The organism is Tumebacillus lipolyticus, assembly GCF_042682745.1.
In the GTDB taxonomy this organism is placed as follows: domain Bacteria; phylum Bacillota; class Bacilli; order Tumebacillales; family Tumebacillaceae; genus Tumebacillus_A; species Tumebacillus_A lipolyticus.
In genome coordinates, this window is the sequence record NZ_JBHUIO010000023.1 from 1 (window position 1) to 19486 (window position 19486).

The 19486-nt window shown below is 54.1% G+C and carries 26 protein-coding genes; 3 read left to right on the forward strand and 23 right to left on the reverse strand.

Annotated features, from left to right (window positions below):
* Positions 1 to 130: 130 nt before the first annotated feature.
* Positions 131 to 688 carry a ribosome hibernation-promoting factor, HPF/YfiA family gene (gene hpf / locus ACFSOY_RS20385; RefSeq protein ID WP_386049692.1) on the reverse strand — a complete coding sequence of 186 codons (558 nt, stop codon included), beginning with the start codon at positions 686 to 688 and terminating at the stop codon, positions 131 to 133.
* A 154-nt stretch (positions 689 to 842) separates the two neighbouring features.
* A complete protein-coding gene (locus ACFSOY_RS20390) occupies positions 843 to 1040 on the reverse strand; it encodes a cold shock domain-containing protein (RefSeq protein ID WP_386049693.1) in 198 nt (65 codons plus the stop codon).
* Between the two features lie 288 nt (positions 1041 to 1328).
* On the opposite strand from ACFSOY_RS20390, the gene ACFSOY_RS20395 reads away from it, so the two are divergent.
* Positions 1329 to 2456: a hypothetical protein gene (locus ACFSOY_RS20395; RefSeq protein ID WP_386049694.1), complete on the forward strand. Its 1128-nt coding sequence runs from the start codon at positions 1329 to 1331 to the stop codon at positions 2454 to 2456.
* 46 nt (positions 2457 to 2502) lie between these two features.
* On the opposite strand, the gene ACFSOY_RS20400 is transcribed toward ACFSOY_RS20395, so the two are convergent.
* Complete coding sequence (locus ACFSOY_RS20400) at positions 2503 to 4884, reverse strand: putative bifunctional diguanylate cyclase/phosphodiesterase (protein WP_386049695.1); 2382 nt, start codon at positions 4882 to 4884, stop codon at positions 2503 to 2505.
* Positions 4885 to 5120: 236 nt separating this feature from the next.
* Entirely contained in the window at positions 5121 to 5732 is a 612-nt protein-coding gene (locus ACFSOY_RS20405; RefSeq protein WP_386049696.1) for a stage II sporulation protein M, read from the reverse strand.
* Between the two features lie 171 nt (positions 5733 to 5903).
* Between ACFSOY_RS20405 and pdaB the strand changes: the two genes are divergently transcribed.
* The gene (gene pdaB, locus ACFSOY_RS20410; protein WP_386049764.1) at positions 5904 to 6650 is read left to right on the forward strand and encodes a polysaccharide deacetylase family sporulation protein PdaB; all 747 of its coding nucleotides are present in this window, start codon (positions 5904 to 5906) and stop codon (positions 6648 to 6650) included.
* A gap of 17 nt (positions 6651 to 6667) precedes the next feature.
* Here pdaB and ACFSOY_RS20415 read toward each other — a convergent pair whose 3' ends face one another.
* Positions 6668 to 7234, reverse strand: a complete 567-nt coding sequence (locus ACFSOY_RS20415) for a KinB-signaling pathway activation protein (protein WP_386049697.1) — start codon at positions 7232 to 7234, stop codon at positions 6668 to 6670.
* Between the two features lie 143 nt (positions 7235 to 7377).
* Here ACFSOY_RS20415 and gerD point away from each other — a divergent pair, with 143 nt between their 5' ends.
* On the forward strand, positions 7378 to 8106 hold the full coding sequence (gerD, locus tag ACFSOY_RS20420; RefSeq protein WP_386049698.1) for a spore germination lipoprotein GerD: 729 nt from the start codon (positions 7378 to 7380) through the stop codon (positions 8104 to 8106).
* A 99-nt stretch (positions 8107 to 8205) separates the two neighbouring features.
* Here the strand turns inward: gerD and ACFSOY_RS20425 are convergent, their stop codons facing one another.
* The 18 genes from ACFSOY_RS20425 to rpmD form a co-directional block, all read right to left on the reverse strand.
* On the reverse strand, positions 8206 to 9285 hold the full coding sequence (locus tag ACFSOY_RS20425; protein WP_386049699.1) for an Mrp/NBP35 family ATP-binding protein: 1080 nt from the start codon (positions 9283 to 9285) through the stop codon (positions 8206 to 8208).
* 48 nt (positions 9286 to 9333) lie between these two features.
* Positions 9334 to 9822, reverse strand: coding sequence for a hypothetical protein (locus ACFSOY_RS20430; RefSeq protein ID WP_386049700.1), 489 nt, complete (start codon positions 9820 to 9822; stop codon positions 9334 to 9336).
* A 48-nt stretch (positions 9823 to 9870) separates the two neighbouring features.
* Positions 9871 to 10593 carry an N-acetylmuramoyl-L-alanine amidase CwlD gene (cwlD, locus tag ACFSOY_RS20435; protein WP_386049701.1) on the reverse strand — a complete coding sequence of 241 codons (723 nt, stop codon included), beginning with the start codon at positions 10591 to 10593 and terminating at the stop codon, positions 9871 to 9873.
* Between the two features lie 95 nt (positions 10594 to 10688).
* Entirely contained in the window at positions 10689 to 11084 is a 396-nt protein-coding gene (gene rpsI / locus ACFSOY_RS20440) for a 30S ribosomal protein S9 (RefSeq protein ID WP_386049702.1), read from the reverse strand.
* 18 nt (positions 11085 to 11102) lie between these two features.
* The gene (gene rplM / locus ACFSOY_RS20445; RefSeq protein ID WP_386049703.1) at positions 11103 to 11537 is read right to left on the reverse strand and encodes a 50S ribosomal protein L13; all 435 of its coding nucleotides are present in this window, start codon (positions 11535 to 11537) and stop codon (positions 11103 to 11105) included.
* A 117-nt stretch (positions 11538 to 11654) separates the two neighbouring features.
* The gene (gene truA / locus ACFSOY_RS20450; protein WP_386049704.1) at positions 11655 to 12392 is read right to left on the reverse strand and encodes a tRNA pseudouridine(38-40) synthase TruA; all 738 of its coding nucleotides are present in this window, start codon (positions 12390 to 12392) and stop codon (positions 11655 to 11657) included.
* 69 nt (positions 12393 to 12461) lie between these two features.
* A complete protein-coding gene (gene rplQ / locus ACFSOY_RS20455; protein ID WP_386049705.1) occupies positions 12462 to 12824 on the reverse strand; it encodes a 50S ribosomal protein L17 in 363 nt (120 codons plus the stop codon).
* Positions 12825 to 12875: 51 nt separating this feature from the next.
* Positions 12876 to 13820 carry a DNA-directed RNA polymerase subunit alpha gene (locus ACFSOY_RS20460; protein ID WP_386049706.1) on the reverse strand — a complete coding sequence of 315 codons (945 nt, stop codon included), beginning with the start codon at positions 13818 to 13820 and terminating at the stop codon, positions 12876 to 12878.
* Positions 13821 to 13906: 86 nt separating this feature from the next.
* Positions 13907 to 14533, reverse strand: a complete 627-nt coding sequence (rpsD, locus tag ACFSOY_RS20465) for a 30S ribosomal protein S4 (RefSeq protein WP_386049707.1) — start codon at positions 14531 to 14533, stop codon at positions 13907 to 13909.
* Positions 14534 to 14620: 87 nt separating this feature from the next.
* The gene (gene rpsK, locus ACFSOY_RS20470; RefSeq protein ID WP_386049708.1) at positions 14621 to 15031 is read right to left on the reverse strand and encodes a 30S ribosomal protein S11; all 411 of its coding nucleotides are present in this window, start codon (positions 15029 to 15031) and stop codon (positions 14621 to 14623) included.
* Positions 15032 to 15050: 19 nt separating this feature from the next.
* Complete coding sequence (gene rpsM / locus ACFSOY_RS20475) at positions 15051 to 15419, reverse strand: 30S ribosomal protein S13 (RefSeq protein WP_386049709.1); 369 nt, start codon at positions 15417 to 15419, stop codon at positions 15051 to 15053.
* 118 nt (positions 15420 to 15537) lie between these two features.
* Entirely contained in the window at positions 15538 to 15651 is a 114-nt protein-coding gene (gene rpmJ, locus ACFSOY_RS20480) for a 50S ribosomal protein L36 (protein ID WP_018131305.1), read from the reverse strand.
* 25 nt (positions 15652 to 15676) lie between these two features.
* Positions 15677 to 15895, reverse strand: a complete 219-nt coding sequence (infA, locus tag ACFSOY_RS20485; RefSeq protein ID WP_087456472.1) for a translation initiation factor IF-1 — start codon at positions 15893 to 15895, stop codon at positions 15677 to 15679.
* A gap of 188 nt (positions 15896 to 16083) precedes the next feature.
* Positions 16084 to 16830, reverse strand: coding sequence for a type I methionyl aminopeptidase (map, locus tag ACFSOY_RS20490; protein WP_386049710.1), 747 nt, complete (start codon positions 16828 to 16830; stop codon positions 16084 to 16086).
* Positions 16827 to 17477, reverse strand: coding sequence for an adenylate kinase (locus ACFSOY_RS20495; RefSeq protein ID WP_386049711.1), 651 nt, complete (start codon positions 17475 to 17477; stop codon positions 16827 to 16829). Before ACFSOY_RS20495 ends, map begins: the two co-directional genes overlap by 4 nt.
* Before the next feature lie 56 nt (positions 17478 to 17533).
* Positions 17534 to 18817 (reverse strand): preprotein translocase subunit SecY, encoded by a 1284-nt coding sequence (secY, locus tag ACFSOY_RS20500; protein ID WP_386049712.1) that lies wholly within the window; start codon positions 18815 to 18817, stop codon positions 17534 to 17536.
* Positions 18817 to 19260, reverse strand: coding sequence for a 50S ribosomal protein L15 (rplO, locus tag ACFSOY_RS20505; RefSeq protein ID WP_386049713.1), 444 nt, complete (start codon positions 19258 to 19260; stop codon positions 18817 to 18819). Before rplO ends, secY begins: the two co-directional genes overlap by 1 nt.
* Before the next feature lie 33 nt (positions 19261 to 19293).
* Complete coding sequence (gene rpmD, locus ACFSOY_RS20510; RefSeq protein ID WP_386049714.1) at positions 19294 to 19476, reverse strand: 50S ribosomal protein L30; 183 nt, start codon at positions 19474 to 19476, stop codon at positions 19294 to 19296.
* Positions 19477 to 19486 lie beyond the last annotated feature (10 nt).

Sequence of the window (19486 nt, forward strand, 5' to 3'; positions counted from 1 at the left end):
CTCACACACTCACACACTCACACACTCACACACTCACACACTCACACACTCACACACTCACACACTCGAACAAAACGCCCCTTCCAAACCAAAAAAGGTCAGCTCCCGAAGGAACTGACCTAATAACACTCTACGCAAACGTCGGTTCAATCAACCCATACTGCCCGTCTCGGCGCTTGTACACCACATTTACTTCATCCGTATCCGCATTGCTAAAGACGAAGAAATCGTGTCCCAGCAGATCCATCTGCATAATCGCCTCATCGACCGGCATCGGTTTCACCGCGAACTTTTTCACACGAACCACATCGCCAAACTCTTCCTCATCCTCTGTCAGCACTCGAACAGCGCCTTCGCCCTGCTCCTTAAAGAGAGAATGGAAACCTTCTTGACGAAGTCGCTTATTCAGCTTCGCCTTATGCTTCTCGATCTGCTTCTCCAGCTTGTCGGTCACAGTGTCGATCGAAGCATACATATCGCCCGACTTCTCCTCGGCGCGAATCACAAAACCGTTGATCGGCATCGTCACTTCTACCGTATGCAAATCTTTCACCACGGACAGAGTGACTTGCACGGAATATTCGGTTGGAGCATGAAAATACTTTTCCAGACGCCCGATCTTTTTTTCAACATACTGACGCAGCGCATCAGTCACCTCAAGATGGTTACCACGTACTTGGATCTTCATGTATACTCCTCCCTTCCTATAGCTATAGTATTCCATCTCCCCTCGCCATACTCCTGCAAAACTTTACAATCCAACGCAGAAAAATAAACCGATTTTCACAAGAAATCCACAAAAAAAGAAACCCCCGGACAGGTTGTCCGGGGGTTCTATGCGATTACAGTCTGACAACGTTTGCAGCTTGTTGGCCGCGGTTTCCTTCGACGATGTCAAACTCGACAGATTCGCCTTCGTTGAGAGATTTGAACCCTTCGCCAGTGATTGCGGAGAAGTGAACAAACACGTCGTCGCCGCCTTCATACTCGATGAAGCCGTATCCTTTTTCGCTGTTGAACCATTTCACTTTACCTTGCATTTCTTTCCATTCCTCCTACGGTTACGACTCGATGACCTCACGACATCGAGTCGATCAAGTACGTTTGGTTGTGTGAGGTTGCATCTTATAATAGACCCAAACCTCCTCGATTATACACCTAATCGGGGAAATCAACAAATATTTCTCAAATCAAAGTTTTTCTCACATCGATTCAAGCGCTTGAGGCCCGCACAAAACGGGCAAAAAATACAAAAACTCCCCGCTGATGAATCATTCTATCGCTACTCTGCGTCCAACCGAATAGAGAGAATGCGGAGGTGGGAGTTGATGAATTGCTCAAACGTTCAAGAAGCGATCTGGTGCGGCGATCTGACGGCCGACATCCAGGCACATCTTGCAGCCTGTGCACAGTGCCAACAGGAATTCGAGCGCGTGCAAAAGCTAAACGAAGCGATCGAACCTGCGAACATCCCGCTTCCGACGCGCTCTTTGCTTCCTCGCCCAGAAAAGATCGAAGAAGCGATCAAAAACAGCAAGCGAAGCCGCAGGATCTTTCCAAAATCGTGGATCACCGTCAGCACGATCACAGCAGCCATCTTGCTCGGGCTGACGCAATCGTCCGATCTCTGGCCGCTGGAGCTGTCGGCAGAAAGCGACAAAGCGGCCGATGCGACAGCCGCCCCGGAATCGGTCGCTCAGAAACAGACGGCGTTTCCCGAACAGGCTGGCATGGTGGTCATCGACCTGACCAACAACTCCTCCTACCGCGAGGAGACGGAGAGCATCCGCTCCTTCCTGAACAACCGGGTGGAGATCGACACGCTCAAACAGCTCACCATCGAAACGTACACCCGAGACAGCATCCAAGGGGATACGCAGACCGGCCGCCTGTCGCTCTGGGTGGAAAATCAGCCCAAGCGAAGCTCTTCCTTCGGAAAAGGCGATCGCCCCTTTCGCGTCGAGCAATATGTCGAGCTGCAAAAGATACAGGGAGTTTGGACGGTGACCTCCACGGCAAACAACCCTTTTGACTTCAAGCTGTACAGCCATAGCAACTACCAGATCGCCCTGCCCAGCGCTTGGAAGGCGATCCCCAATCAAAAGCAGGACGGCAGCCTCGTCTTTCAGCAAGGAGGACAGACGGTAGGTGGAGTCGAGCTGACACCGCTGCGAAAGGGCGAGAGCAACCCGTTAAAAGCGGTGCAGCTTCCCGCACAAAGCGAAGTGGTGCAGGCCGGCCTCGAATCCTACCGCGGCGAAGACACGGTCAAATATCTGCTCAAGCGCAGCGATCCAGCAACCAAGGCCGCCGGATCGATGCTCGAAGTCCACACCTACTTCCTGCGCGGCCAAATCGCCTACAATGTCTGGCTATCAAACGATGCGAAGCTCGTCCCCAAAGAGACGGCGCTTGCGGTCACCCACTCCTTTCAAAGCCTCTCTCCCGGGCAATGAAAATACCCTCTTCCCCATACGGGGCAGAGGGTATTTTTGTCCATCCCTACGCCAGCTCAAACGTCCGCCCTTGCTTGAGCAGCTCTTCAAACTGATCGGCCGGAATCGGGCGGGAGAACAGGTAGCCCTGCATCTCATCGCACTTGTGATTCTGCAGATAGAGAAACTGCTCCTTCGTCTCGACTCCTTCGGCGATCACCTTCACCCGCAGATTTTGCGCGAGATAGATCACCGTCGTCACGATTGCCGCGTTGTACGGATCGCTCTCCAAGCCGCGCACAAAAGATTGGTCGATCTTCAGCGTCGAGATCGGGAAATGCTTCAGATAGTTGAGCGAAGAATAGCCTGTGCCAAAATCATCGATTGAGATCTGCACGCCCATCTTGCTCAGCTGCTCCAGAATCATGATCGTGTACTCCACATCGTGCATCGTCATGCTCTCCGTGATCTCAAGCTCCAGATCGCTCGGATGCGTGCCCGTCTCGCGGAGCTCCTTGGCGACCATCTCCACCAGCCCCTGCCGCGAAAACTGGCGCGGCGACAGGTTGACCGCCACCGTCATCTGCGGATAGCCAGCCTCCTGCCACAGCCTGTTCTGCCGCAGCGCTGTGCGCAAGACCCAGTCCCCGATCGGCACGATCAGGCCCGTCTCTTCGGCGATCGGGATAAAATCGCCAGGCGACACCAGCCCGAGCTCCGGGTGATTCCACCTGAGCAGCGCTTCCATGCCGATGATCTGCCCGGTCGCGATGTTCAGGCGCGGCTGGTAGTAGAGCACAAACTCCTCCCGCTCCAGCGCATGGCGCAACCCGTTTTCCAGCTGCAGCCGTTCGATGCCCTTCATGTTCATCGCCGGCGCATACAGCGAATATTGGTTGCTCCCCTTGTCCTTCACGCGAAACAGAGCGGTCTCCGCATTTTTGATCAGCATCTGCGGATCGTCCCCATCCTGCGGGAACAGCGCGATCCCGATCGAAGCGGTGGCGTGCAGCTCATAATCATGAATTCGGTACGGCTGCTCAAGCTTGGCCAACACCTGCTCAGCCAGCGCCACGATCTCATCGACCTGATCAAACTTCTGGGTCAGCATCACAAATTCATCGCCGCTCAACCTCGCCACCACGCCAGACTCTCCCGCACAGCGCGTCAGGCGATTGGCCACGCTTTTCAACAGCTTGTCTCCTCGCGCATGGCCGAGCGTGTCGTTGATGATCTTAAAGCGATCCAGATCGAGGAAAAAGACGGCCAGCTTTTCGCCATTTAACCTCGCTTGTTCCAGTACATCGCTTAAATGCTGGGTGAACAGCACGCGGTTCGGCAGACCGGTCAGCGTATCGTGCAGCGCCATGTGGTTGATGATCTCCTGTGTGCGCTTGCGCTCCGAAATATCCCGTATCGCCGTCACGCGAACCTCGCGGCCTTGGTACATGCAGCTCGTCCCGACAAGCTCTGCCGAAAACTTGGTGCCATCCTTGCGAATCGCGACGATCTCCAACATCGAGTTGTTCATGGAGTACAAATTTTCAATCAACTTATCACGAGATTCTGGCGCGGCCAGCGAGATGGCGGAACTTCCAGTCAATTCCTCTTGCGAATCATAACCGAACATCGCATAGAGCGTCTGGTTGATCTCCAAAATTTTACCCTGGTCGGTCAGCACGATGCCTTCAAACGTGGCTTGTGACAGCTTGCGAAAGCGATCTTCGCTCTCGGAGATCTCCTCCTGGTGCAACAGCATCCGAAACCGTTCGACTCGCGTGTGAAAGACCACCCAATAGGTCGTATTAAAAGGGATGAAGATGATCAGCAAAAACGCCATCACGCTCCAGCGCGCCTTGGCCACCTTCGAATTCCAAACTGTCGCATCGAAATCGACCCCGAGCACCGCATCCTGCCGACCATCTCTCCCGTAGATCGGCACGAATGCGGAGATCGTCGATCCCCACTCATGCATGATCGGCTCTTCGCGAAACGTCGACTTCATGCCCGACGTCTCCTTCAGATCGGGCAATGGGTACGAATAGGCCGTACCGAGCGAAAATCCTCGTTCCATCTCCCCGGAGATCACCCCATCGTGATTGTAATCGCTCGGAGGAGAGAACACATACACGTTGGTCGTCTCGCTCAGCTGGCGAAGCGTATAGATCGACGAGATCTCCGGATTGATCGCCAACCATTTTTGCAGCGTCACATTGACCGCCTGATATTTTGGGTCCTGCGTCGATGTCGCAAGCCTGATGTTTTCATGCTCCAGCTTCTCTAGCTCATAAGCGAACGTCGGCGCGATCCCGTCGACGAGCATCTTGTTTCGATCCAGCTCTTTCTTTCCCGCATCATCGACCACAAACCAGCCGATGGTCAACAGCGTGCAGATGATCGTTCCAGCGAGGTACGGTGCAAAGCCCATCGAGAACTTTTTTCCCGCCACCTTTTTCCCACGCAACTTCTCAGAGACCAAATATCGGTGCATCACAAATTCAAGGCTCGATACAAAGCACAAAATGACTCCCGCAAAACAGATATAATCAAGGTTTTGGCTCAATAGGTCATAGATCGTGGTATCCATCGTTCCCCCTGTGGAATAAACCGATTCTATTACCACTTTAACATAAAACGACCTTATTTGACAAAGAATTTAAATTTCCGAATTTGGGGATTTTAGTTCTAAGCCACGACTCGCTCCAACAAGAGGGGAGTCACCGCGCCTTCGACAAGCGCTGCGATCACGAGCAGCGCGAGGATCACACCCGCCGACTTGACCACTTCCAGCCAGACGAACCCGAAGCTCTCCAGCCGCGTCTTCTCCTTGAGCGGTTTGATCAGCACGATGCCGAGCTTCATGCCGAGGGCAGCTGAGATCATCACCGCCGGCAATTCGAAGATTCCGTGCGGCAACAGGCCGAACACGATCAGCTCCCAGGTGCTCGCCACCCCTTGCGCGGCGATCTGGGAAAACAGCACCCCGATCACCATACCGTTCATCAGCAGGGAGAACATCGCCGGCAGCGCCAAAAAGCAACCGAACAGCACCATCATCGCACAGGCGGTTGCGTTGTTAAAAAAGATCAGCATGCCGGTGTACAGCGCGCTGTCCTGCTCCTTCGACTTCTCTGCGAGGTCGGCAAACTGCTCCAAGACCGGTTGAATCGCCCCAAGCAGCTCTGCGCTGTACAGCGACCCGAGCACACATCCGATCACCAACAGGCCGGCCGCCACCGCAATATACCCGAGATTGCGCTTCAGCACCGCCCCGCTCGTTCCTACCGTACTCCACACGTTCAACCCACTCCTCTTCTCATCGACCTGTCCGCATAATCGGACTGGCTTTTCCATAGAGTAAAAAAGACATAATCGCGCAAGCTTTGCTCAAGACATGGAGGTGTTCACACATTGCGTAATCGAAAAGATCGAACGGCTCGCCAACTGAAAAAGTTGGGCGTGCTGTTCATGGCCGTACTCCTGTTCATGATCTCCCTCTACAGTCAAGCTGATCTCGGATCGCAATCGGTCTTTCAAGGCACCAGCACCCCTGCTCCGAAACAGGCAGACAAGCCTGCTCCGCCGCCAAAAGGGGCGATCTACAAAGTTCAGACGGACAAAAAGGTCGTCGCCTTGACCTTCGACATTTCATGGGGGGAGAAAGCGCCTGGTCCGATCCTCGACATCTTGGAGAAAAAAGGGGTCAAAAAAGCGACCTTCTTCCTCTCCGGCCCTTGGACGACCACCCATCCGGAGATCGCCAAGCGCATCAAAAGCATCGGCTTCGAGATCGGAAATCATGGGCATCGCCACGATGATTTCCCCAAATATAACAACCAGTGGATCACCGAACAGGTGACCAAGTCGGAACAGGCGATCCACGAAGCGACAGGTGTCAAAACCAACCTGATCCGCACGCCGAACGGCGCGTTCGACAAGCGGGTGATCCAACACTTAAACTCGATGGGCTACACCGTGGTGCAGTGGAACACCGATTCGCTCGATTGGATGCGACCCGGCCCTGACAAGATCGTCGATCGCGTGCTGAAACGAACGGTGCCCGGCGACATCATCCTGATGCATGCGAGCGACTCCGCCCTGCAGACGATCGATGCTCTGCCTCGCATCATCGACGGTCTGCGACAAAAAGGGTATGAGTTCATGACCGTCACCGAGTTGATCGCCTCTGCCGGCGTCACCTCCAAGCAAGAATAGCCGCTATAAAACAGCCCTCACCGAGTCGGTGAGGGTTGTTTTAACAGCCGCGTATACATCAAGAGCAAGAACACGTTACAGCCGAGCAAGATGATGCCGATCTGCGTCATCTGCAAGAGCTCTCCAGACTTTAACGCGAGAAACCATTCGAGCGTGGTGAAGCAGTACAAGAAAAACACGGACGGAATAAACGAGCGCATGCCGGAGATGCGACCTTTGATATAAGCGACGATCATCGCCACCGCCAGCGGCCACAGCGCAAATCCGATAAACGGCAGGATGCTGCCTTCCCCTTCCCCTGTCCACAGATAGCGGAAATAGACCATGTCAAACAGGACAAGCGCGATGAGCAACACCTGAATGGTCACCCACATCCGAAAGGAGATAAAATTGCGCATCGTAAAGTTTAGCGTCAAATACGCCCAAAAGCCCATCAGCGTCGTCGCAGAGAGAAACCCTCCTGTGATCATTCCCCAGACCAATCGAATCTCGCCAAACCATCCGGTCAGCGTCGTGATCAATCCGAGGAGGACACCGATCAAAGCGGTCATGAAGAACAAGGTAAAAAACTTGCGTAAGTTCATACAGCCCCTCCTGCTTGTGAACAACTTCCCTTATCATATCATAACGATTCGGCGGTGGAAATTGGCGAACTTCTCCTTGGTATACGTTTGTCCGAGAGACTGCAAACTAAGCACATCCAGTACATGAAAGGACGTGACGCGAGGTGAAACTGCCTTGGAAGATCGGCGCCGTCTCGGTCGCAATCATTCTCGTTTTTGCCACGCTCGGTGGCTGTGGCTCGCAAGCTGAAAAGAGTCGCGGCTCTCAGGAGACGGATGCCAAGGCGCAATATAACGAAACGAAGCAGATGGTGTTGGACATTCTGCACACCCAAGAGGGCATGGATACGCTCAAAGACATCGTTCGGGACCCCCAGTTTAAGCGCTCGCTCGCCATCAACGAAGCGGACGTGCAGGTGGCGATGTTAAAGGCGCTCACCGATGGATCTGCGCACGCCTCGCTCGAAGAGCAGATGCGCAATCCGAAATTTGCATCTGCTCTCGCCAAGACTTTCAAAAAGGACAATGAGAAAGTGCTCAAAGACCTGATGAAAGATCCTGAGTATCAGGAGATGATGCTCACCTTGCTCAAGTCCCCCGAGTTCGCCCGCAACCTCTATGACGTGATGAAAACGCCAGAATATCGCAAGCAGACGATGTCGATCATGACCCAGTCGCTGCAAAATCCAGAATTCCGTTTGCTGTTTATGGATCTGCTAAAAGAGGCGATCCGCGAAGGCACCGCTGAGCGCACACCGAATGAGAAGAAAAAGGCGGGGCAAGAGGAGGGCGGAGACAAAAAGAAAAAAGAAGGAGAAAAGGAGAAGAAGGAAGGCGACGAAAAGCAGGGCGAGCAGGAAGGCAGCTCGGAAAAGGAGCAGAGCAGCGAGTGATCGCCCGCAGCCTGTTGATCAAGCGCTGCAACAGAAAAGACCGTGGCTTCCCCTCATGGGTGCTCACGGTCTTTTCCCCGTTGTGCGCCTGCAACTCGCTTATTTGGTGTACGGCTCGGTCATCGCTTGATCCAAAACTTTTCGACCGATCGTCTTCGCCAGCCTCGCATACGCTTCGCCCTGCGGCGAGTCAGCCTGATAGAGACCGTCGCCCGTCTCATTGACCGCCCCGATCGGAATCTGCACGAGCACGTCCGTCTTCAGCTCTAGCGCGAGACGCTCGCCGCCACCTTTGCCGAAGATGTAATGCTTCTGCCCGGCCGTTTCGAAGAACGACATGTTTTCGACGACGCCCAAGATCTCATGCTGAGTCTGGATCGCCATCGTGCCAACTCGTGCTGCCACCTCTGTCGCGTTAAACTGCGGGGTCGTGACGATGATCTCCTTGCTCTTCGGCAACATCTGATGCACGTCGAGCGCCATGTCGCCTGTGCCCGGCGGCATATCGAGCAGCATGATGTCGATGTCGCCCCAATGCACCTCTGCGAAGAAGTTGCGCATCATCTTGCCAAGCATCGGCCCCCGCCAGATCACCGGGCGATTGTCCGGCACAAAAAAGTGCATCGAGATGATCTTCACGCCTTCTGCCACGACGGGCAACAGCATGTTGTCGATCAGCGTGGGCTTTTGATCGCGCACCCCAAAGATGCCCGGGATCGAGAAGCCGTAGATGTCCGCATCGATGATCCCGACGCGGTAGCCCATGCGTGCCAGCGCCACAGCCAAGTTGGCGGTGACGGTCGATTTGCCGACTCCGCCTTTGCCCGAAGCGACGGCGATAAACTGCGTGGTCGCTTCCGGATCGAGCAGCGGCGGCGTCCCCTGTTCCGGTCGTCCTCCGCGGAGCACATCGCGAAACTTGGCGCGCTCCTCATCGGTCATCGTCCCCAGCGTCAAATCGAACGTTTTCAGCCCTTCCACACCGGAGAGCGCCTCGCGCACATCCCCGTCGATCTTGTTGCGCAGCGGACAGCCTGCGATCGTCAGAACCACTTCGACCTTCGCATGATCGCCGGTGATCTCCACGTTGCGAACCATGCCCAGTTCCACGATGCTTTTATGTACTTCAGGGTCTTGTACCGGACGCAGCGCATCCAGAATCGCCTGTTTTGTCAGCATATTGCCACCTCCATCAGTTTCCACAAGACCTAGTATACCATACCTGCACTAGTGCGTTTCGATCCGCCCAGGCGCTTTGAGCAGCATTTTCTGCTCGTGCTCCTGCCCGTCCTCGCTCCATTTTACCGTATACTCTCGCAGTTCTTTGGAGAGCAGCTGATAGTGAGCGCCGACGCCTGGAGCTAGGGTGATCGGCTTCTGTGCGGGCGTGACCTGCTGGTCGCGAGACAGCCCGATTGCGGTCAGCTCCTCCCCGCCCTTGGTGCTGAACACGCGCACCTCCTGTGCATCCGCCTGCCCCCGATTGACAAACACCAGATAGGGATACACCGACTGCTCCTCCATCAGCACCAACTCCGCCTGCGCAGGCTTTGTCTCCGCCTGTTGATCTGCTGCTGGCGAACACCCGATCAGGCTGACCAGCAATACAAAACAGGCGACCCAACCGCCCATCCCCTGCGCTCTTTTTATCCATCCTCCGCTTTCAAACGTGCTCGACCTGTGCACTGCATGATCGCTGCTGCGTTTCTTCCGCATCTCGATAAGCCTCCTATCAGATCCCCTGCCCGCGTTGCACATCCCGCTCTACCTGTTCGCGTAGTAGGAGAGAATCCCCTTATACACGCCAAGCGCCAACTTCTGTTGATAGCTCGTCGTCTGCAACTGCAACGTTTCGTCCGGATTGGACAAAAACCCAAGCTCGACCAATACGCCCGGCTTGTTTGCCTGTTTGAGCAAGTAGAGATCTTCGCGCTTTTTCACATTCCGCGAGTTGTCGATCGTCTCGCCGAGCGCCGCTTGGATCAGCTCCGCCAGCTGCTTGCTCTCTGGAAACTCAGAATCATAGAGCGTGTGCGCACCTGTCGACTTGGACGATAAAAACGCATTGCAATGCAGCGAGATAAAGAGGGTCGCATCCGACTCGCGAATGATGCGAGCCCGCTCTTTTAAGTCTTCACCTTTCCGACGGCTATAACCCTTCGTCTGTTCCTCCGCAAGGTCGCGATCCTCTTCTCGAATCATGATCACATGCGCGCCGCCTTGTTGCAAGTAATCGCGCAGGCGCTTTGCCACCTGGAGCGCAATCTCCTTTTCCAACACGCCGGTCTTGCTGACCGCTCCCGGATCAACACCGCCATGACCTGCATCGATCACGATCACCTGCCCGTTCAACGGCAAGGTCCAAGAAAGCGAAGAGGGCTCCGTCAACCATTGACCGATCCCCACATAAAGTCCGAACGAGCCGACCAAGAAAAGAGCGACCAAGACGCCAAACCTCCACACTGGCATCTTCCCAATTTTTCGCACCCGCCATCCCTCCTTCCATCAGAAGGATATGCGGACAGGCAGAAAAAAAGAAGGATACCCAAAGGGTACCCTTCTTGAAGCCGTTCGGCCCGAAATTAACGCTTGGAGAATTGCGGAGCGCGACGAGCAGCTTTGAGACCGTATTTTTTACGCTCTTTCATACGCGGGTCACGAGTCAGGAAGCCTGCCTTCTTCAGAGAACCACGCAGTTCCGGATCAGCTTTCAGAAGCGCACGGGAGATACCGTGACGGATCGCGCCAGCTTGACCGGAGAAGCCGCCACCTTGAACGTTGCAGAGTACATCGTACTTGCCGATCGTCTCAGTCAGGTTGCCCGGCTGTTTTACGATCAACTTCAGGGTTTCCAAACCACCGAAGTATTCGTCCATGGTGCGTTTGTTGATGATAACGTTCCCTTCACCCGGTACGAGACGTACGCGAGCTACAGAGTGTTTACGACGACCAGTGCCCCAGTATTGAACTTGTGCCATTGAGTGCTAACCTCCTTCTTACTTCGATTCCCACGGAATCGGGTTTTGTGCAGCATGCGGATGCTCAGAACCAGCGTATACGCGCAGCTTGGTCAGCTGCTTCGCGCCCAAAGAGTTATGCGGAAGCATCCCTTTGATCGCGTAGGTCAGCACACGCTCCGGCTTGGTAGCCAGCATTTGAGCTGCGGAGGTTTCTTTCAGACCGCCCGGATACATCGAGTGACGACGGTAGATCTTAGCGTGCAGTTTTTTACCGGTGAAAACAACCTTTTCCGCATTGATGAGGATAACGAAATCCCCAGTGTCGATATGCGGGGTGAATTCCGGTTTATGTTTACCGCGAAGGATAGAAGCAACTTCACTTGCAAGACGACCGACAGTTTTGCCTTCAGCGTCGATGATGTACCATTTGCGTTCCACAGCGCCTGGTTTCGCCATGTACGTTGTACGCATAGGATATTCCCTCCTGAAACTTGTTGTATTTTAATAGCCGGGGCTAGTGGGAATTAGCAAGGGCTGTAAAATACCAATGTCAATTGTACTTTGGATAGGATAAAATGTCAAGACAAATCAATCATACAACACTTCCCACATGGTGAGGCCGTGAGCGGGCGCAGTCACGCCCGCCCGCTTGCGGTCACAAGCTTGCAGGATCGCCGGAATCTGATCGGGAGAGATCTTGCCCCGTCCGACTTCTAGCAAAGTCCCGACGATGATCCGCACCATGTTGTAGAGAAATCCTTCCCCACGGCAGGTCACCGACAGCAGGTGTCCTTCCTCTTTCAGATCGACTGCGGTAAGCGTCCGCACTTTATCCTCGACCGGTGTATTCGCTGCACAGAAACTGGTGAAATCATGACGACCCGGAAGATGAGCGGCCGCTTCGATCATCCGCTCGACGCACATCTGATACGGATAGTGGTAGCTGTACATCCGCAAGAAAACGTCAGGATAGGCTCCACGATCGATCAGATAGCGATAGACCTTCCCCCGCGCGTTAAAGCGAGCATGCCAGTCTTCAGGCACCTCTTCCGCAGCAGTCACGACCAGATCGTTTGGCAATTTGACATTGCAGACGATCGGCCATTTCTCCACCGGCACTCGCGAGCTGGTGTGAAAGTTGACCACCTGTCCGCGCGCATGTACCCCCGCATCGGTTCGCCCCGAGCCGATGATCGAAACCGGATGACCGACCACCTCTTCCAGACGCCCCTGTAGCGCACCTTGTACCGTGCGCAGATTCGGCTGAGTCTGAAAGCCATGAAACTCGGTTCCATCATACGAGATCGTCAGTTTGATATTCCGCATAGTCCCTCCGCGCGCACCGTTCGTAATCAAAAACGAGGTTTGCACTGTCAGCAAACCTCGTGAAAAACATTATACGAGTTCGAGGTACACCATCGGTGCACCGTCACCGCGGCGCGGGCCGATCTTCATGATGCGGGTGTAGCCGCCTTGACGATCTGCAAAGCGCGGTGCGATCTCGGAGAACAGCTTTTGAACCACATCTTGGTTCGTAGCTTGATCTGCGATTTCTGGGCGAACGAACGATGCGACTTGACGACGAGCGTGCAGGTCACCACGCTTCGCCAGCGTGATCAACTTCTCAGCAACCGAACGGAGTTCCTTCGCTTTCGCTTCGGTCGTTTGGATGCGCTCATAGATAAACAGGTCGGTTACCTGGCTCCGGAACAGTGCCTTACGGTTGCCGGAACGACGGTTCAACTTTCTGTATGCCACGTTGTTTCCCTCCTCCTCAACGATATCAGGTGTTGCTCTACAGAGATGTGATTACTCCTCGTTGCGGAGTCCCAAGTTCAGCTCAGCGAGCTTCTCTTGAACTTCCTCAAGCGACTTGCGTCCCAAGTTGCGGACTTTCATCATCTCTTCTTCTGTTTTTGAACAGAGCTCTTGAACCGTGTTGATGCCAGCACGCTTCAAGCAGTTGTAGGAGCGAACCGAAAGTTCCAGTTCTTCGATCGTCATCTCGAGAACTTTCTCTTTCTTGTCATCTTCCTTCTCGATCATGATCTCCGTATCGCGAGCTTTATCGGTCAGGCCTACAAACAACATCAGGTGCTCTGTAAGGATCTTCGCACCCAGACTCACCGCTTCGTCAGGTCGAATGCTTCCGTCCGTCCAGACCTCGAGGGTCAGCTTGTCGTAGTTGGTTACCTGTCCGACGCGAGTGTTCTCTACGGAGTAGTTCACGCGTTCAATCGGCGTGTAGATGGAGTCGATCGGGATGACGCCAATCTCCATGTCTTCTTTCTTGTTACGGTCTGCCGGAACATAACCGCGTCCACGGTTCGCCGTAATCTCCATGAAGAGCTTTCCGCCTTCGGCCAAATTGGCGATGTGCAGGTCTTGGTTGAGTACGTCAACGTCCGAATCCACACGAATATCGCCGGCGGTGACCGCGCCCGGTCCCTCCGCGTCGATCGTCAGCGTTTTCTCCTCGTCGGAATGGATTTTGAGCGAAAGCCGTTTGAGATTCAAGATGATCTCTGTTGTATCTTCGACAACGCCCGGAATGGTGGAGAACTCGTGAAGCACCCCTTCAATCTTCACGCTGGTCGCAGCAGCGCCAGGCAGAGAAGAGAGCAGGATGCGACGCAGAGAGTTCCCCAGGGTGGTGCCATAGCCACGCTCAAGCGGCTCCACCACAAACTTCCCGTACGTTCCAGCTTCGTTGACTTCAACAGTCTCGATTCTCGGCTTTTCAATTTCAATCATTCACGTAACCCTCCTTCTCGACAACTCGAACATTCCGGTGAGACTTGCGCAGCTGAGGGTGATAGTCTGCCGAGTACACTCAAATCTTAGCGAGAGTAAAGTTCGACGATCATTTGTTCTGCAACTGGAACGTCGATTTCGTCACGAGACGGAACGCGAACGATGCGCGCAGACTTGGTGTTCAGGTCTCTCTCGAGCCACGCGACCACCGCTTTGGATTCAGCAGACTCCAAGAGTTCCTTCACGCGAGGATTCTCTTGCGAATTATCAGCAAAAGCGATGACGTCGCCCGCCTGCGTCAGATAGGACGGGATGTCGACACGCTTGCCGTTCACGAGGATGTGGCCGTGTTTTACGATCTGGCGAGCTTCCGGACGGGAAGCTGCAAAACCGGAGCGGAACACGACGTTATCCAGTCGGCTTTCCAGAATCTGCAACAGGGTTTCGCCAGTGATACCCTTGCGGCGGTTAGCTTCTTCGTAGTAGGCGCGGAACTGCTTTTCGAGAACGCCGTATACGCGACGTGCTTTTTGCTTCTCGCGCAACTGTGTACCGTACTCCGATACTTTTTTACGAGCTTGCCCGTGTTGGCCAGGCGCATAAGCACGGCGGTCGATAGCACATTTGTCGGTGTAGCAACGTTCGCCTTTCAGATACAGTTTCAGACCTTCGCGGCGGCAAAGGCGGCAAACGGAACCGGTGTATCTTGCCATTCTAGTATTGACACCTCCTGTTAGAAACATACTCTCTTGCCAAAGTTTGCCCTCTCTCTTCTCACAGACAGAAGAGAAGCGCCAACGTTATACGCGGCGGCGCTTCGGCGGACGGCAACCGTTGTGCGGGATCGGAGTGACGTCTTTGATCATCGAAACTTCGAGACCTGCAGCTTGCAGGGAACGAATCGCAGCTTCACGACCAGAGCCCGGACCCTTTACGAACACTTCGCAAGACTTCATGCCATGCTCCATCGCAACTTTAGCAGCAGACTCTGCTGCCATTTGAGCTGCGAACGGGGTCGACTTACGGGAGCCTTTGAAGCCTTGGCCGCCAGCAGTAGCCCAAGAGATCGCGTTGCCTTGGATGTCGGTGATGGTTACGATCGTATTGTTGAAAGTCGACTTGATGTGAGCTACGCCAACTTCAACATTTTTACGGTCACGACGTTTGGTGCGGGTAGCAACACCCTTACCGCGTCCTTTCACTTTTGCCATGAGTCAGTTTCCCCCCTTCTTATTTTTTCTTGCCTGCTACAGTGCGGCGAGGACCTTTACGGGTACGAGCGTTGGTCTTCGTGCGTTGACCGCGAACCGGAAGGCCGCGACGGTGACGGATACCACGGTAGGAGCCGATCTCGACGAGGCGCTTGATGTTCAGCGCGATGTCGCGGCGGAGGTCACCCTCAACTTTGATGTTTTTGTCGATATATTCGCGGAGACTGTTAACTTCATCATCAGTCAAGTCCTTAACGCGAGTGTCCTTGTTAACGCCGGTAGCTTCGAGGACTTTGTTCGCAGTCTTACGGCCGATGCCGAAGATGTAAGTCAAGCTGATCTCCACACGCTTGTCGCGCGGGATATCGATACCTGCAATACGTGCCATGTGCGTGTACACCTCCCAAGTGATTCGATGACTTGCTCAGTTTATAGGAAACAACAGCGCGCAGTTTCCCTGTTCCGTCAGAGCGGAACGGGACAGCCGCTCTACGCTCTGCTGAAACTTAACCTTGTTTTTGCTTGTGCTTCGGGTTTTCGCAAATGACCATGACAGCGCCTTTGCGACGAATGATCTTGCACTTTTCGCAAATCGGCTTAACAGAAGGGCGTACCTTCATTGCGATTACCTCCAATCGTAAGTCCTTATTTGTAGCGGTAGGTAATCCGGCCACGCGTCAAATCGTACGGAGACAATTCGACGGTTACACGGTCCCCCGGTAGAATCCGGATATAGTGCATTCGAATCTTGCCAGATACATGTGCGAGCACTTTGTGTCCGTTTTCCAGTTCCACTCGAAACATTGCGTTCGGAAGGGGTTCGATTACTCTACCTTCCACTTCGATGACATCATCTTTCGCCACTGAGGTCACTTCCTCTCTTCGCTTCATCATATATGTGCAGGAACGATCGTTTGCAACAATTCAAGCTACGGCGCAACAAATCATGTATACCAACGATGACCCTTTTGTATTCTACCTGATTTCCGTTGCAACATCTCGATGATCGATCCAAGGCGCAGCTGCTCCAGAGCGGTGCAGCGTGCTTTGCCTTACACTTTCGTCAAGATGTCTGGACCATCAGGAGTTACTGCCACTGTGTGCTCAAAGTGAGCTGCCAGCGAGCCGTCAGCCGTCACCACCGTCCAGTCGTCCTGGAGCGTCTTGGTGTGGAAGCTCCCAACGTTGACCATCGGTTCGATCGCCAGCGCCATGCCGGTTTTCAGTCGTGGTCCACGTCCGGGCGGGCCATAGTTCGGAATCGACGGGTCTTCATGCATTTGTCGCCCAATGCCGTGGCCTACGAATTCACGTACGACCGAGAATCCGTGCGATTCCACATACTTCTGTACCGCGTGGCCGATATCGGAAAGACGGTTGCCGTCCTTGGCCTGTTCCAAGCCTTTGAACAGAGCTGCTTCGGTTACATCGAGCAACCGCTGCGCCGTCTCGCTGATCTGGCCGACCGCGTACGTCCAGGCGGAGTCGCCATGGAAGCCGTGGATGTTCGCACCGATGTCAATGGAGATGATATCGCCTTCCTGCAGAACCTGGTTGCCCGGGATCCCGTGAACGATGACCTCATTGACTGATGCACAGATAGAAGCTGGATACCCGTGATATCCCTTAAAGGAAGGAAGCGCACCCTGCTTGCGAATAAAATCATCGGCAATCTGGTCAAGTTCCTTCGTGGTAATCCCCGGAAGAACTGCTTTTTGCAGCTCTTTGTGTGTCAACGCAACGATCCGTCCTGCCTCACGCATTAAATCCAGCTCTACGTTGGACTTACTGACGATCATTCCACACCTCGTAGAATGGAAGAGATTTGCTTGTAAACCTCATCGATCGCCTGTTCGCCATCGATGGTTTTCAGCAGACCCTTGGCTTCGTAGTAAGCCAAAATTGGTTCGGATTGCTTGATGTTCACATCCAAGCGAGTCGCAACTACATCTTCGGTGTCATCTGAGCGCTGATAGAGCTCGCCACCGCACTTGTCACACTTGCCTTCCTCTGCAGGAGGGTTGAAGATGACATGGTAGGTTGCGCCGCAGGATTTGCAGATCCGACGACCGGTTAATCGCGCTAAGAGGTTTTCACGCGCGACCGACATGTTGATCACAACGTCGATCTTGCGACCGAGATCGTGAAGCATCGCGTCCAGCGCTTCTGATTGAGCCAGCGTGCGCGGAAAACCATCGAGGAGAAACCCATTTTTGCAGTCCGGCTTTTGGAATCGTTCACGCACAATCCCGATGGTGACTTCGTCTGGAACGAGGAGCCCCTGATCCATAAACGACTTCGCCTGAAGTCCAAGAGCAGTCTCTTCTGCTATCGCCGCACGGAACATGTCACCGGTAGAGATGTGAGGGATCCCGAACTCGGAGACGATGCGTTCTGCCTGCGTACCTTTACCTGCACCGGGCAATCCCATAAAGATGACTTGCATCCATCATCCCTCCATTTGTCAATGACTTCTGGTTTCGGGCCATGCCCTCTCTTTCGCTACTTGCGGATGAATCCTTTGTAGTGACGTTGCAGGAGCTGGCTTTCCACTTGTTTCATGGTATCAAGTGCAACCCCGACGACGATGAGAAGACCAGTGCCGCCGAAATACAGATTCAAGTCCGTAGCACCCATAAATACGACCGGCATCGCGGAGATGGCGGCCAAGAAAAGTGCGCCGGAAAGGGTGATGCGATTCATGACCCGAGTGATGAACATCTCGGTCGGCTTGCCCGGGCGAATGCCTGGGATGAAACCGCCATTCTTCTTCATGCCGTCTGACAGCTGCACAGGATTGATCTGTACGAACGTGTAGAAGTAAGTGAAGAAGATGATCAGAATCACTTCAAAGATCACGTAGAGCGGTTGCCCAAAAGCAAGCCGCGCTTTAATCCAGTCTGTTACAACGCTCGCCGGAAGGAACTGCGCGATCGTGACGGGGAACATCAGCAAGGACGATGCAAAGATCACCGGAATAACCCCTGCAGCGTTCACCTTGAGCGGGATGTGAGTGGATTGTCCACCATACATTTTACGCCCAACTACACGCTTCGCATACTGTACCGGAATCCGACGCACGCCTTGTTGTACGAATACGATCGCAGCGATCAACAGCACGACGCCGACCAAAAGCAATGCCAGCTTGACATAGCTCATGCCGAGAGCCTCTTGGTTGTAGAACCAAGTCTCGTAGATCGTGCGCGCACCGCGCTCAACGCCTGCGATGATACCCGCGAAGATGACGATCGAGATCCCGTTCCCGATGCCGCGCTCGGTGATCTGTTCACCAAGCCACATCAGAAACGCAGTACCCGCTGTCAACGTCAGCGTGATCAGTGCGTATCCGGTCCAACTCGTGTCGGTAATCAATCCCGGGAGCTGGTTGTTAAAGGTTACGGACAGGCCGAAAGCCTGGATCATCCCCAGTACGATTGTACCGTATCGCGTAATCTGTGCCAACTTCTTACGCCCGGAATCTCCCTCTTTTTGCCACTCCTCAAACTTTTTGAGCACGCCCATGCCGAGGAGCTGCACGATGATCGACGCCGTGATGTACGGGGTGATCGACATCGCGAAGATGGAGAAGTTCTGGAGCGCACCGCCCGAGAACGTGTTAAGCATCCCGAAGATCGGGTTATCCCCGATCTCTGCGAGTGCTTTTGCGTTGACATTCGGGACCGGGATAAAACTCCCGATCCTGAACACCAGAATCATGAGCAGGGTGAACAAAATACGATTACGCAGATCGGACACTTTCCAAATGTTCGCGATCGTCGTAAACATTAGATCACCTCAGCCTTACCGCCAGCAGCTTCGATTTTCTCGATTGCAGACTTGGAGAAAGCCTGTGCTTGAACAGTAAGAGCTACAGTGATCTCACCGTTGCCGAGGATCTTAACGCCGTCATGCAAGTTCTTGACGACGCCCGCTTCTTTAAGCAGACCCGGGGTTACAACAGTGCCAGCTTCGAACTTGTTCAGCTTCGCAACGTTCACTTCAGCATAAACGGTAGCGAAGAGCGAGTTGTTGAAGCCACGTTTCGGCAGACGGCGGAACAGAGGAGTCTGACCGCCCTCAAAGCCCAGACGAACGCCGCCGCCAGAGCGAGAGTTTTGACCCTTGTGACCGCGGCCAGCAGTTTTGCCATTGCCGGTACCGATCCCACGGCCTACACGCTTGCGGGTGAACTTAGAACCTTCAGCCGGTTTGAGCTCGTGCAATTTCATCCCGATGCACCTCCTCTATACTTTGATGCTTGATTAGTCGATGACGTTGTACTCTACAAGGTGCGAGACCTTTTTGATCATGCCGCGGATTTGCGGCGTATCGTTGTGGACAACAGTCTGGTTCAGCTTGCGCAGGCCCAGGGTCGTCACGGTTACTTTCTGGTCTTCAGGACGGCCGATCGGGCTCTTCTTGAGGGTGATTTCCAACTTTGCCATTGTGATTTCC

Excerpts from the sequence above, each read along its gene's own strand:
- hpf (WP_386049692.1), bottom strand. The coding sequence starts at position 688 with ATGAAGATCCAAGTACGTGGTAACCATCTTGAGGTGACTGATGCGCTG.
- ACFSOY_RS20390 (WP_386049693.1), bottom strand. The coding sequence starts at position 1,040 with ATGCAAGGTAAAGTGAAATGGTTCAACAGCGAAAAAGGATACGGCTTC.
- ACFSOY_RS20395 (WP_386049694.1), top strand. The coding sequence starts at position 1,329 with ATGAATTGCTCAAACGTTCAAGAAGCGATCTGGTGCGGCGATCTGACG.
- pdaB (WP_386049764.1), top strand. The coding sequence starts at position 5,904 with ATGGCCGTACTCCTGTTCATGATCTCCCTCTACAGTCAAGCTGATCTC.
- ACFSOY_RS20415 (WP_386049697.1), bottom strand. The coding sequence starts at position 7,234 with ATGAACTTACGCAAGTTTTTTACCTTGTTCTTCATGACCGCTTTGATC.
- ACFSOY_RS20425 (WP_386049699.1), bottom strand. The coding sequence starts at position 9,285 with ATGCTGACAAAACAGGCGATTCTGGATGCGCTGCGTCCGGTACAAGAC.
- ACFSOY_RS20430 (WP_386049700.1), bottom strand. The coding sequence starts at position 9,822 with ATGCGGAAGAAACGCAGCAGCGATCATGCAGTGCACAGGTCGAGCACG.
- rpsI (WP_386049702.1), bottom strand. The coding sequence starts at position 11,084 with ATGGCACAAGTTCAATACTGGGGCACTGGTCGTCGTAAACACTCTGTA.
- rplM (WP_386049703.1), bottom strand. The coding sequence starts at position 11,537 with ATGCGTACAACGTACATGGCGAAACCAGGCGCTGTGGAACGCAAATGG.
- truA (WP_386049704.1), bottom strand. The coding sequence starts at position 12,392 with ATGCGGAATATCAAACTGACGATCTCGTATGATGGAACCGAGTTTCAT.
- ACFSOY_RS20460 (WP_386049706.1), bottom strand. The coding sequence starts at position 13,820 with ATGATTGAAATTGAAAAGCCGAGAATCGAGACTGTTGAAGTCAACGAA.
- rpsD (WP_386049707.1), bottom strand. The coding sequence starts at position 14,533 with ATGGCAAGATACACCGGTTCCGTTTGCCGCCTTTGCCGCCGCGAAGGT.
- rpsK (WP_386049708.1), bottom strand. The coding sequence starts at position 15,031 with ATGGCAAAAGTGAAAGGACGCGGTAAGGGTGTTGCTACCCGCACCAAA.
- rpsM (WP_386049709.1), bottom strand. The coding sequence starts at position 15,419 with ATGGCACGTATTGCAGGTATCGATATCCCGCGCGACAAGCGTGTGGAG.
- rpmJ (WP_018131305.1), bottom strand. The coding sequence starts at position 15,651 with ATGAAGGTACGCCCTTCTGTTAAGCCGATTTGCGAAAAGTGCAAGATC.
- map (WP_386049710.1), bottom strand. The coding sequence starts at position 16,830 with ATGATCGTCAGTAAGTCCAACGTAGAGCTGGATTTAATGCGTGAGGCA.
- ACFSOY_RS20495 (WP_386049711.1), bottom strand. The coding sequence starts at position 17,477 with ATGCAAGTCATCTTTATGGGATTGCCCGGTGCAGGTAAAGGTACGCAG.
- secY (WP_386049712.1), bottom strand. The coding sequence starts at position 18,817 with ATGTTTACGACGATCGCGAACATTTGGAAAGTGTCCGATCTGCGTAAT.
- rplO (WP_386049713.1), bottom strand. The coding sequence starts at position 19,260 with ATGAAATTGCACGAGCTCAAACCGGCTGAAGGTTCTAAGTTCACCCGC.
- rpmD (WP_386049714.1), bottom strand. The coding sequence starts at position 19,476 with ATGGCAAAGTTGGAAATCACCCTCAAGAAGAGCCCGATCGGCCGTCCT.